The organism is Rhizobium sp. SG741, assembly GCF_012275435.1.
GTDB lineage: Bacteria > Pseudomonadota > Alphaproteobacteria > Rhizobiales > Rhizobiaceae > Rhizobium > Rhizobium lusitanum.
On sequence record NZ_JAAZQP010000009.1, the window covers coordinates 304,520 to 315,464 of the forward strand.

The window sequence follows — 10,945 nt, forward strand, 5'->3', positions numbered from 1 at the left end:
TATCAGGCGCGATCGTCGGTGTTGTCACCGGCAACGAGTGCGTCTACGACCTGCTGCAGCGAGGTATTTCCCTTTTTCGCGAGGCGGCCGCTGTCCTTGAACTCGATCCAGCTTTCATTGAAGCCGTCGAGCATGCGAATACGCGGCGTCGGGTTCTTCATCCCTTGCGAGCGGAACAGGTCCTCCCAGGTTTCGCGGTTGACAACCTCGACCTTCACCGGCCTCTTGAGCGCAACTTCGAACGCTTGCGCGAGGTCATTTGGCGATACACGCTGAGCAGCCTCCAACTCGATGACCCGTTTTCCGGTCCAATCCTGCTGGATTAGTTCTCCCGCCAGGATCCCGATGTCCTTCGTTGCGATCATCGGGAACTTTTTGTCCGCGGGCTGCAGGAAGCTGTAAAGAATGCCAGTGTCGCGAGCCGTGCCTACGTCCCAAAGTGCATTTTCCATGAACCATGCGGGCCGGAGGAAGGTGACAGGCAGGTCAAGTTCGTTGAGGGCTTCTTCCAGCATCGTGCGCTGGGACAGCAGATTGTCCTCTTTCGCGTCTGCGCCGATCGTCGACAGGCAGAGGACTTTTTTCGGGTGTGCGGTCTTTAGAGCGGCGACGACACTGTCGATCACCTTTTGCGCCTCGGGATAGCCAGGCTCGGGGTCGAACTCGGACGGCGGAAGAATGAATACGGCTTCGGCGCCGGCAAAGGCCGCCGACAGCGCCTTTGCGTCTTCCATCTCGGCTAGAGCAACCTCGCAGCCGAGAGCGGCCCACGATGCGCCCTTGGCCTGATCGCGAACGATCGCACGGACGGCCTTGCCGTTTGCAAGCAGGGTCCGCGCAAGCGCGCCGCCGACTTTGCCGGTGATTCCAGTGATAGCGTACATGTCTGATTTTCCATTCAGAAAGAGGAGAGATTAAGCGAGGCCGTCATAGAGCCCGCGTTCGAAGTCGCCATAGAGAGCAACGACGCGGTCGTCATAGAAGGGAAGGAGCTGCGTAAAGAGGGATCCGGTGACCTTACGGACGGGATCGATCCAGAAGTAGCAATTGAGCAGTCCGGCCCAGGACACGCTTCCCGCAGAGCGGCCGTGCGGGCCCGCCTCAGTGTTGATGTCGAAGGAGTAGCCCCATTTGTGCTTCTGATCCGGAAACTGATCGAAGCTGTTCGAGTAGGCCGGTGCGGCCGACTCCATCTTGCGAACATTCAGATCCCCGATCTGATTCTGCATCATCATCGCGACGGTCTCAGGCTTGAGGATCTGAACCCCGTTCAACTTGCCTCCATGGAGCAATGCCTGAAGGAGCATCATGTAGTCTTGCGGGGTGCTGTATGCGCCGCCACCGCCCATGAAAAATTCCGGCCTCTGAGGCATCTCGAACGGCATCGCTTTCAAGCCGCCGTCAGTCTCTCTGCTGAAGCATGTCGCGACACGGCGCTTCTGCTCGCTGCTGATCAGAAACCCCGAATCCTTCATTGCAAGTGGCGCGAAAATGTTCTCGCGAAAATAGACTTCCAACGACTGATCGCTAACAGCTTCGACCAGCTTGCCAGTCCAGTCCATGCTGATGCCGTATTGCCAGCGCTCTCCCGGCTCGAATTCGAGCGGCACATTGAAGGCGGCGTTCTGGCAGGTGGCGATATCGGGTAAGCCGGTGGCGGTCTCGTACCGCACTATCACATCACTCCAGTTCGCATAGGTGTAGCCGGAGGTATGCGTCAGAAGGTGATGAACCTTGATTGAGTTCCTGGCGCGACGCAGCTGTGGCTGACCGTTGGCATCAAAACCCACCAGCACCTTGGGTGCAGCAAGCTGCGGCAGGTATTTCGACGCATCGTCATCCAGCTTGAGGCGGCCCTGCTCAACCAGTTGCATGCATGCGGTCGCCGTAATCGCCTTCGTCATCGACAGAAGCCAAAAGACCGTGTCAGGCCTCATCGCGGTACCGGTGTCTACATTTGCCTTGCCGAAGAGGCCTTCATAGACGATGCCCTTCTGCGTTGCAGCCATAGCTACTGCACCAGCGACGGTGCGGTCATTGACTGCCTTCTCTATCGCGGCATCGATGGACTTAAACTTCGCATTTTTGAGGCGCGGGCTCTGGCTGGCTGCCTGAACAGCGTTTGCCCCAAGATATGCCGCCGCGGCGGCCATAGTGCCGCGCGTCAGCACCGCTCTTCTCGTGATCTCATTCATGATTGTTTGCCTTGAATCCAGACGGATCGCGGGTCTGGTAAACCGCTCGCCTTCGAAAGGCTGACGGTGAATACCTATCAAGAGCCAAGGCATGCTAAAAGATCATAATAATCATATTACAAATGACAAAAAATCACTGTTATTCCTTTCCACGGAATGCGAAAGCCTTGTCATGAGTTTTGACGGACGTCTTCTCACTGGAGTGAGTGTATTCTTGGCAGTTGCCGACGCCGGCAATTTCGCCAAGGCCGCGGACGTATTGGGAGTGACCCCTTCCGGCGTCAGCCGGTCAATCGGGCGACTTGAGACGAGGATGGGCGTACGCCTGTTTGACCGCACACCACGTTCCGTCGCGCTGACTGAAGAGGGACGTCTGTTTCGTCTACAGGCCCTACCGCTCGTCGCCGGTCTGGAGGAGGCCGCCGCGACCGCCGCGGGATCGGCAGCTGCGGTCGCCGGGAGGCTGCGCGTATCGATCGACCCTTGGTTCGCAAGGATGGTATTAGCGCCTCAGCTTCCGCGGCTCACCGAAAAATATCCAGATCTGAAAATCGATCTTATGACGACGAACTCGCGTGACGATATGATGAGCGGGTTCGATGTGGCTGTCAGATTTGGCTCGACGAATGCCGGGTCACTCATAGCAAGAAAGCTTCTGGATATCCGCGTCATCACTTGCGCAGCCCCCGCCTATCTCGAGAAATTCGGCGAGCCGGTCCGCCCGGAGGAAATAAGTGGTCACGAAGTTATTCTGTTCCGGGACCCGGAAACCGGCCGAGCTTTCCCTTGGGAATTTCATCGAGGTGGTGAAGTTGTCAGCGTGAAAGTCGACGGCAGGATAATTTTCGACGACCCATCCGCAGCCATTGCCGCCTGCATGGCCGGTCAAGGTATCTTTCAGAGCCTGGAGATCGGTTTGGATCCCTGGCTTAAAAGCGGCGGGCTGAGACAAATTCTCAAAGACTGGTCGGACGAACATTATCCCTTGTATGCGTACCATCCGGCGCGCCATCTGCCACCGGCAAAGGTCAGAGCTTTCCTTGATTTTGTACAGCAGATCGCCAAGGAAAAAGCGCGCGACGGCTAAGCGAAAGACAAGACATTGCCGGGCGGGTGTGAGACCGTTCCTCGTTTCACATAACAAGGTGCCGTCGGAACTGTGGACTCTGTTTTTCAAGCAGATGGATCGAAACATTTGCCCGGGGGTACACGCCTGTGGCCGAAAAAGATCCGAGGGTCTATGATCTCCACTGGGACGAAGACGAGCGGCTCAACGAATGGTGCGGCATGTTGCGCCAAGAGGAGGACTTGCTGGAGGTGTTGCAGGCGATCATTACCCTCGATGCTTGGAACGAACTTTCCGGCTTCAGCATGCGCCGTGACTCTTTCGGCTGCCTTGCGCCTCGATCCTGCGGTAGGCCGGCGTCACGTCAGGCGCCTATCTGGTCGCGATCAATCTCGGCCTCAAAACAATTCTGGTCGATCGGCGCCGGCATCGCGATCGCGAATCCAGCACAGGTGTTGGGAGGGCCTGTTCAGCCTGCGCGTCGCATCTGATGGCCTATTCTATATAGCTCGCTTGCAGAGCTATTGGTGCGGAAGCCTCGGATAAGATCCAGCAGGTCGCCAGTGTCGTTGGCGAGAACTTCTGCCGAAGCGGTCGTTTCTTCCGCCATGGCGGCGTTCTGCTGGGTAGCCGTGTCGAGCAGGTTGAGCGCAGAGGAAATCGAACGCAGGGTCGAATCCTGCTCCTGAGCGCTGTGCGCGATTTTCGAGACGATATCATCGGCGGCGGTGATCTGGCTGGAGATCCGCTTCAGTGCCTCGCCGGTCTTACCGACCATTTGCACACCCTGTTCAACCTGGCCGCTGGAGCGGGCGATCTGCTCCTTAATTTCCTTGGCGGCCGCGGCAGAGCGTTGAGCAAGTTCGCGCACCTCCTGAGCAACGACCGCAAAGCCCTTGCCGCTGTCGCCGGCGCGCGCCGCTTCCACGCCCGCATTGAGGGCGAGCAGGTTGGTCTGGAAGGCGATCTCGTCGATGACGCCAATGATCTTGGTGATCTCGGTGGCCGATTGCTCGATACCGCTCATGGCGGCGATTGCCTGCCCGACAATACCGTCGCTCTGGCGCGCTTCCTGACTGACGGACGCCACACGGCTTGCAGCTTCCCGGGCACCCTCCGCCGTCTGGCGAACCGCCACCGTCAGCTCGTCGAGAGCTGCGGAGGTCTCTTCCAGATTGGCGGCCTGACGCTCGGTGCGCTGTGCAAGCTCGTTAGAAGCGCGACGGATCTCTTCCTTGGAAACACTGATATCGGTGCCTTTCAGGTTGACGCGGCTCATGGCCTGTTCGAGGCGGGAAAGGGCATCGTTAAAGTTATGGCGCAGACCCTCGTACTTTGGACCCAGATCGGCGCAGCGAACCGTGAGGTCGCCAACAGAGAGCTTCTCGAGCGAGACGCCGATGGTGGCGACCACATGCGCTTGCTCTTCGGCTTCCTTACGCTGGGCATCAAGATTGCGCTGGCGCTCGGCGTCCAGTTCGTGCTGCTGCTCTTCCTGCCGTGCCAGCATAGTGTGGCGCTCGCGCACTTTCTCCTGGAGTGCCTTGGTCGCACGCGCCATCTTGCCCACTTCATTGCCCATGTCGGTGTGGGGAATATCCAGTGTAACGTCTTCATCGGCCACGGCATTCAGCGCATCGTGGATGGCATTGAGCGGACGCGAAATCCCTCGGATGATGAAATAGGCCGCAGCAATCGCCAGCAGGAACGCAAGCGCGGAGCCGCCGACTATTTTGATGGTCGAATATCGGATATCTTCTTTCAGATCGTCCGTGTAAAGCCCTGTAATGATGACGATCTGCCATGGTTCGAAGACTTTGGCATAACTTGCTTTGGAGTAGCTTCGGTCATTCGGGTCCTTGCCCGGCTTCGGGCCGATGAACTCGACATAGCCGCCGCCGGCCCGGCCCAGCCGAACGAGTTCGTCGCGATAGGCAAAGCCATTGGCGTCCTTCACGCCTTTGTTGCTTTGGCCGACACTCGGCGAGGTCGGATGAAATACCAGCACGACATTGTAGTCGTATCCGTAGAAATATCCGTCCGGCTCGAAGGTCATCTTGTTGAGCTGGCCATAAGCCTGCTTCTTGGCTTCATCAAGCGACAATTGGCCCTTCTCGACCCGGCTTTGATAGTCCTTCAGTATGGAGATAGCCGTTTCCACTTGCGTGCGCAGCATTTCATAGCGCTCATGGTAGATGGCCGTCGTTGAGGACCGAATCTGAAGGAATGTCAGGCCTGCGAAAGTCGTTATCATGGCTCCAACCAGCAAAAACAGCTGGAGCGAGATTTTCATGTTCTTCATCGATACCCACCGCGCTGAGTTGCTGTCGTGCCCGTCGCGAAGACTGGGTCACATCGGCAACAATTCCTGCGCCTCCTGCGCATCACCGAACGCAACATGCATCCCAGAGCTAAGATTAGATTCTAAATTTAAATAAAAAAATAACTTGCTTAGATGAGCTGTTGGTTTCCGCTCAAAATTGAGCCGGTTATGGAGTGAACCCCTCGGGCTGGACCCGACGCCGTGCTGTCGGCACGCGTGCTCCGATCCTGGTCGAAGCGAAGGCCAATGCCCGCTGGTCGCTGGACTTTGTGCATGACCAGTTTGCCTGCGGCAGACGCTTCCGCGTCCTCAACATTGTCGATGATGTGACGCGCGAATGCCTGGAGCGATCCCGGACACCTCGATCTCCGGTCGACGTGTGGCTCGAGAACTGGCGACGCTGATCGAACGACGCGGCAAGCCAGGAATGATCGTTTCCGACAACGGCACCGAACTCACTTGGAATGCCATCCTCACCTGGTCGAAAGATCACAAGGCCGAATGGCACTACATCGCGCCGGGAAAGCCGATGCAGAATGGCTGTGTCGAAAGTTTCAACGGGCGCATGCGCGACGAGCTGCTCAACGAAAGCCTGTTCTTCGGCCTCGATCATGCCCGCAGCGCCATTGCTGAATGGGCGGACGATTACAACCCTTTCCGGCCGCACTCATCGCTCGGATACCAAACCCCGGCAGACGTTGCCGGGACCATCGCCGCAACCGGCTCCAACGCTGCGCAAGATGAAAGCTTCGCGTTTCAGCCGGTTGCTCAAACCGCGCCTGTTGGCGTAATCAAAACCGCCGAGGCTCTAATCGCAGCCGGATGAAACTTCAGTGGCAGGTCACTCGATCTCCCGGGCATCGGTTGCCTGTTCATCCGTAGAAACGCGTGCGTAGCCGATAAGCTGACCCTTCGCCTGTTTCATGCCGGTCTCATTTGGAGATCGCGCAGACACAACATGTCGATGAAATTGAAGGTCGGCGACATATTGCCTTCAGCGCCCATGGTGCCCCCGCTATCTCTCGAGCCAGTTTTCGAGTTTGAGGCCGCTAATGCGCTGAAATTCGCGCATATTGTCAGTCACAAGTGTCAGATCGAGTGCACAAGCATGTGCGGCGATCAGCAGATCGTTCAGGCCGATGGTCTGTCCTGCAGCTTCCAAGGCGGCGCGAATGTTGCCGTATTTGATATCGGCGGGGATATCCAGCGGCAGAATTGGGAGCGTTTCGAGTATGCTTTCGACCTTGGCCAATAGTTTGGCCGATCCTTTTTTTGCGCAGCCGTATCGCAACTCCGATGCGACGATGATGCTGGTACAAATCTCTTTGGGATCTACATCCTCGATGCGCCGTGCCACCGGTCCAAAGGGATTGCGTATGATGTCGCTGATGATGTTCGTATCAAGCAAGTAGCCGCTCAAAAAATGTTCTCCGGCTTGGCAGGCACGTCCTCAATATCTGGGAACTGGTCTTCAGGCCCGAGTGGAGTGTCCTTCCTCCAATCGGCAATAAGCTCTAAGATATTGGACGGCTTGGTTACGGGCTCAATGATCAGCTTATCCCCTTCGCGGTGGATCAACACGCGATCTCCTGGCAACTCGAACTCCGCAGGGATGCGTACCGCCTGGCTACGGTTATTGCGGAACAGCTTCACTTCTTTCGGTCTTGATGACGGCAATGACACGGGCATATGACACCCTCCTTTGTATATGCCATAATGTATATGCCATCCCATGCTGATTCAAGTCCGGCTGCTCATTGTTTGTCACAAGAAAATGCCGGTGTAGTTCTGCCTATCCCAGATGCTGCCGATTTCGACATGCTTTTCCGCCTGCGCTGTGGTTAATCGCTTCGCCCCAGCCGTGCCGGCGGGTTGCCCGCGACATCGAAGAGATTTTCCGTAGAGTAGCAGGGGCCTATTGGGGTCCGAACAACATTTGCAGAAAATCGTACGCTGAGATGGGTCGCCGCGTGAACGCGCACTAAAAGCGCCGTGGAAGCAACCAATCAATGTTCGAAAGAGAGTTTTGCGCCGGGAACGGAGGTCAGTCGCAGCTACCTGGCTAGCAGTGCCTTCAACCCTTTGGGATAGAGGCTTGGTGAGCCGGGACGATCAAGCTCTTCCAAGGCGTACCACCGTGCAACACCGGATGTTCCGTCACTTTCGTTGAAGGTGATTGTTTCGTGATGTCGATAATCATCAGAAACAAATTCGATCTCGAACACGAACATTATCTCGTGGCCGTTCTCGCCTTCAAAGACGAATAAATTCTCAATGACCAGTGGGTCCGACAGCACCTCTACTTCAACGCCGAGCTCTTCAAGGAACTCGCGCTTGAGAGCAATTTGCGAGCTTTCGCCGAACTCCACCGTTCCCCCGAGCGGACGAACGCCAGCGACGCGGCCCTCGCTATCGTAGACTTCGGCGGCCAGGAGGCGATTATCTCGCCAATGAAGGCCAATAGCTTTCACATTGATGTTCGAACGCAGAGTGCTCATAGGTGACGGATAGTATAGCCAACCAACGAACGCAATGGGCCTAGGCGGGCCAATAGAGCGGTTGCCGCGCCATATTGTTTTCGAATAGACGAGGTCAACTACTACGCCGCGCGAAGAAGTCGGCCGGTAAGCCGCAACGGCCCGAAACCCCCAGCCACCTGCCGCTCGGCGTCCCAGGAATAGATGCCGGTGAGATTAATACGCTCCCAACTGAGTGGGGATACGTGCTTCAACTGCTCGTTAGCAATATTACGGCCCCGCTGGCGCAGGTGGGTCGTGGCCCGGCTGAGATAGACGGTGTTCCAATGCACGATGGCGCTGAAGCATGCATCGACTGGAGACGCCGACAAAGCTTATGGAATGCTCCCCTACGGATTGCCCAACAAAATCGGAACAGTCGATCCGACGAGAAGAAGTGCGACCGAAAGATTGAAGACACGTGCATAAGTTGGCCGGGTAAGCACATTACGGAGCAGGCGGCCGGCAGCCGCCCAGACAGCAACGCTAGGGATGGCCACAAAAGCCAGCAAAGCCGCAGCGATTGAGATGTTCAGCAGATAGTCGCTGCTGGGAATACAAGTCGCAGCCGCGCTCACTGTGATTGCCCACGCCTTTGGATTAATCCACTGAAACGCGGCGGCGCCCAAAAAACCGATAGGCGAACTCTCCGCGCCTTCAACAATTGGGCCGCTGCGCGCTATCTTCCATGCAAGCCAGATGAGATAAAGCGAATCGCCTATCCGCAAGATCTCGTGAGTGACCGGATAGGCCTCGAATAGCTTGCCTAGGCCGAAGCCAATCGCCAACATTTGCACGGCGACGCCAGCAGCAATGCCGCCTATGAGCGGAAACGATCTAGTCAAACCCACACGAACGCCGGAAGCCAGCGCCATTGCGTTGTTGGGTCCAGGCGTAACTGTCATGAGAAAGGCGAAGACGAGGAATGGGGCGAGAACTACTGAATCAGTCATACGCGCAATGTTAAGAACGTTTTCACAGAATGTTGGTGCAAATTTCATCGATGGAGCCGGAAAGATTGCAACAAAAACCTGTATAGCCAGCAGTCGTCTTGCTGCCTGGTGTCGTGAGGCTTCCATACGATTTCGTCGAGAACGTACCCGTCCTGGTCAACGGCACGACATAGCCAATGCTTCGGGCAATCGATAGAGATTAAGACCTCGTCTAGATGCCGTCCACGTAGTTGTTTGGCAGGCCGGCCCGAACTTGCGGCCCCATTGCCGTATCTCCGCAGTAGCCGACGTCCGGCATCACGATATCGACACCACCGGTATCAAGAAGATTTCTAAATCCGCTGCAAGTGTAGCTTCGCTCGCCAGGGGCGATCGGAATGGCCAACGGCCGGCGAGGTTCTTGAGCCCCTGCTGTCAAAACTAGCTCAGTTCCGCGTGGTATCAGGATACAAGTGGTACATGCTGTATTGAATTTAGAGTGAGTCGTCCGATTGACAGCCCGCCATGTCTTCGCTGCGACCTCGCAGACCCAGATCGCGATAGGATCTCAACCCATTGAGTTCAGCAGCAATTCGGCAGCCAGTTCCGCTTTTGAAAAATCTTGGCTGTCTCCCGATGGGTCGCAGCCGAGCAATATGCGGAGAACGTCGGCACCAAGAAGACAGTCCACGTACCTGCGAGACAGGATATCGGCATCTCCGGAGAAATGAGGAAACCCGATCCGGATGACTTGCAACGCCAGTTCTTCGAAGTGTTCTATGAACGCGCCGTAGGCGAGTGGTAACAGAGCCGGAAAAGAACCAGCCTCAGCGATAACAAGACGCATGAGCGCAATGCTGTCAGGATGCAGAATCTTGAGACGCATCTCGATCCCACTGGTGATCAGCATCTCCCGGACCGGCAGGTTCACAAGATTTTCATAGTATTGCCGCTCATTTTCATCGCGGGCGCGGCAAGCATCCGCGACCGTCGCCGCAAACAGGTCCTCCTTGCTTTCCGCAAACCTGTAGAGCGTCATGAGCGAGATGCCAGCAGCGTCGGCGACTGTTTCCATCGTGGTTCCGGCATAACCGGTTCTGATGAAACAGCGTTTGGCCGCATCGATGATCTCGCTCTTTCGCCTCGCCATAGCCTTGGCCTTGGGGTGATTTTCCGGCCACTCACGCATGCTGTTGACTCCATATGATAGTCTGGACTATCAAATATCACAGTGTTCAATTACTGGGCGGTTTTAACACATCGCCCCTGGAGCCAGCATGAGCAAAACGACAATTGTCACTTGGGCCGGACAAATCCTGCTTGCCGCGTTTTTCGGCTACGCCGGCTGGACGAAGTTGACGCAGACTCCGGAGGCCATGGCGGCGATGGGTTGGAATTGGACCCTGGAAGTTCCGACTTGGCTGATTACACTGATCGGCTCTGCGGAGAGCTTGGGCGCGATAGGCCTCATCTTACCTGCCGCACTCGGCATTCTTACTTGGCTGACGACCGCTGCAGCGGCGGGATTGCTCCTGCTCCAATTTGCAGCGATCGCCTTTCATGTCACTCGACACGAGTTTTCGGTACTGTGGCTCAATGCGATTGTCGTCGCGATCATCGCCTTGGCTCTGGCGGCACGCTTACGACCAAGCGGCCATCTTTTTAGATGTCCTGCATAAGAGAGGTCGTTTTTTGCCGCCGTATGACGGAGATTTCCTCCCGCCGCCGTTATCTAATCATCGACGGCAGGCCCGATTATGTGGCCTCCCGTTGTCTGAACTCAGGGCCGCACCACATGCCGCAGAGACCAGCACTTGGACTAGGTGACCGCCTCATAAGATCGGAGCCAAATTCGAATTGAGGCTAGCTGGACGGATGCGAGGAAGTTGTCGTCGCGTTTGTCGTATCGGGTT

The 10,945-nt window shown here is 56.6% G+C and carries 10 protein-coding genes and 6 pseudogenes; 4 read left to right on the plus strand and 12 right to left on the minus strand.

Going from position 1 to position 10,945, the window contains the following annotated elements; translation table 11 throughout:
* Positions 1–2: 2 nt before the first annotated feature.
* Together FHT29_RS23195 and FHT29_RS23200 are read right to left on the minus strand one after the other, a co-directional pair.
* Entirely contained in the window at positions 3–884 is an 882-nt protein-coding gene (locus FHT29_RS23195; RefSeq protein ID WP_168600179.1) for an NmrA family NAD(P)-binding protein, read from the minus strand.
* A 30-nt stretch (positions 885–914) separates the two neighbouring features.
* The gene (locus FHT29_RS23200) at positions 915–2,171 is read right to left on the minus strand and encodes a serine hydrolase domain-containing protein (RefSeq protein WP_348644879.1); all 1,257 of its coding nucleotides are present in this window, start codon (positions 2,169–2,171) and stop codon (positions 915–917) included.
* A 196-nt stretch (positions 2,172–2,367) separates the two neighbouring features.
* Here FHT29_RS23200 and FHT29_RS23205 point away from each other — a divergent pair, with 196 nt between their 5' ends.
* Both FHT29_RS23205 and FHT29_RS23210 read left to right on the plus strand, forming a co-directional pair.
* A complete protein-coding gene (locus tag FHT29_RS23205) occupies positions 2,368–3,282 on the plus strand; it encodes a LysR family transcriptional regulator (protein WP_168600188.1) in 915 nt (304 codons plus the stop codon).
* Positions 3,283–3,416: 134 nt separating this feature from the next.
* Positions 3,417–3,706, plus strand: a pseudogene (locus FHT29_RS23210) (DUF1612 domain-containing protein); the annotation flags it as partial.
* A 24-nt stretch (positions 3,707–3,730) separates the two neighbouring features.
* On the opposite strand, the gene FHT29_RS23215 reads toward FHT29_RS23210, so the two are convergent.
* Complete coding sequence (locus FHT29_RS23215) at positions 3,731–5,563, minus strand: methyl-accepting chemotaxis protein (RefSeq protein WP_168600181.1); 1,833 nt, start codon at positions 5,561–5,563, stop codon at positions 3,731–3,733.
* Between the two features lie 215 nt (positions 5,564–5,778).
* Here FHT29_RS23215 and FHT29_RS23220 point away from each other — a divergent pair.
* A pseudogene (locus tag FHT29_RS23220) lies at positions 5,779–6,410 on the plus strand (integrase core domain-containing protein); the annotation flags it as partial.
* Positions 6,411–6,599: 189 nt separating this feature from the next.
* Here FHT29_RS23220 and FHT29_RS23225 read toward each other — a convergent pair.
* The 8 genes and pseudogenes from FHT29_RS23225 to FHT29_RS23255 form a co-directional block, all read right to left on the minus strand.
* Positions 6,600–7,004, minus strand: a complete 405-nt coding sequence (locus tag FHT29_RS23225; RefSeq protein ID WP_047557146.1) for a type II toxin-antitoxin system VapC family toxin — start codon at positions 7,002–7,004, stop codon at positions 6,600–6,602.
* Positions 7,001–7,273 (minus strand): AbrB/MazE/SpoVT family DNA-binding domain-containing protein, encoded by a 273-nt coding sequence (locus tag FHT29_RS23230; protein WP_047557143.1) that lies wholly within the window; start codon positions 7,271–7,273, stop codon positions 7,001–7,003. Before FHT29_RS23230 ends, FHT29_RS23225 begins: the two co-directional genes overlap by 4 nt.
* Positions 7,274–7,638: 365 nt before the next feature.
* Positions 7,639–8,082, minus strand: coding sequence for an NUDIX domain-containing protein (locus FHT29_RS23235; protein ID WP_047557140.1), 444 nt, complete (start codon positions 8,080–8,082; stop codon positions 7,639–7,641).
* A 101-nt stretch (positions 8,083–8,183) separates the two neighbouring features.
* Positions 8,184–8,515: pseudogene (locus FHT29_RS23240) on the minus strand (Tn3 family transposase); the annotation flags it as partial.
* Complete coding sequence (locus tag FHT29_RS23245) at positions 8,451–9,179, minus strand: LysE family translocator (RefSeq protein ID WP_210255514.1); 729 nt, start codon at positions 9,177–9,179, stop codon at positions 8,451–8,453. The gene FHT29_RS23245 and the pseudogene FHT29_RS23240, both read right to left, overlap by 65 nt.
* Positions 9,179–9,326 (minus strand): annotated as a pseudogene (locus tag FHT29_RS34605) (IS6 family transposase); the annotation flags it as partial. The pseudogene FHT29_RS34605 and the gene FHT29_RS23245, both read right to left, overlap by 1 nt.
* Positions 9,327–9,385: 59 nt before the next feature.
* Positions 9,386–9,471: pseudogene (locus FHT29_RS35080) on the minus strand (hypothetical protein); the annotation flags it as partial.
* A gap of 129 nt (positions 9,472–9,600) precedes the next feature.
* The gene (locus tag FHT29_RS23255) at positions 9,601–10,221 is read right to left on the minus strand and encodes a TetR/AcrR family transcriptional regulator (protein ID WP_047557132.1); all 621 of its coding nucleotides are present in this window, start codon (positions 10,219–10,221) and stop codon (positions 9,601–9,603) included.
* Positions 10,222–10,309: 88 nt separating this feature from the next.
* Here FHT29_RS23255 and FHT29_RS23260 point away from each other — a divergent pair, with 88 nt between their 5' ends.
* Positions 10,310–10,711 carry a DoxX family protein gene (locus tag FHT29_RS23260; RefSeq protein ID WP_052212228.1) on the plus strand — a complete coding sequence of 134 codons (402 nt, stop codon included), beginning with the start codon at positions 10,310–10,312 and terminating at the stop codon, positions 10,709–10,711.
* A gap of 140 nt (positions 10,712–10,851) precedes the next feature.
* Here FHT29_RS23260 and FHT29_RS23265 read toward each other — a convergent pair.
* Positions 10,852–10,945, minus strand: a pseudogene (locus FHT29_RS23265) (IS5/IS1182 family transposase); the annotation flags it as partial.

What these genes read in the sequence shown, in the direction of transcription:
- FHT29_RS23195 (WP_168600179.1), bottom strand. Translation starts at nt 884, where the DNA reads ATGTACGCTATCACTGGAATCACCGGCAAAGTCGGCGGCGCGCTTGCG.
- FHT29_RS23205 (WP_168600188.1), top strand. Translation starts at nt 2,368, where the DNA reads ATGAGTTTTGACGGACGTCTTCTCACTGGAGTGAGTGTATTCTTGGCA.
- FHT29_RS23215 (WP_168600181.1), bottom strand. Translation starts at nt 5,563, where the DNA reads ATGAAGAACATGAAAATCTCGCTCCAGCTGTTTTTGCTGGTTGGAGCC.
- FHT29_RS23230 (WP_047557143.1), bottom strand. Translation starts at nt 7,273, where the DNA reads ATGCCCGTGTCATTGCCGTCATCAAGACCGAAAGAAGTGAAGCTGTTC.
- FHT29_RS23235 (WP_047557140.1), bottom strand. Translation starts at nt 8,082, where the DNA reads ATGAGCACTCTGCGTTCGAACATCAATGTGAAAGCTATTGGCCTTCAT.
- FHT29_RS23245 (WP_210255514.1), bottom strand. Translation starts at nt 9,179, where the DNA reads ATGGAAGCCTCACGACACCAGGCAGCAAGACGACTGCTGGCTATACAG.
- FHT29_RS23255 (WP_047557132.1), bottom strand. Translation starts at nt 10,221, where the DNA reads ATGCGTGAGTGGCCGGAAAATCACCCCAAGGCCAAGGCTATGGCGAGG.
- FHT29_RS23260 (WP_052212228.1), top strand. Translation starts at nt 10,310, where the DNA reads ATGAGCAAAACGACAATTGTCACTTGGGCCGGACAAATCCTGCTTGCC.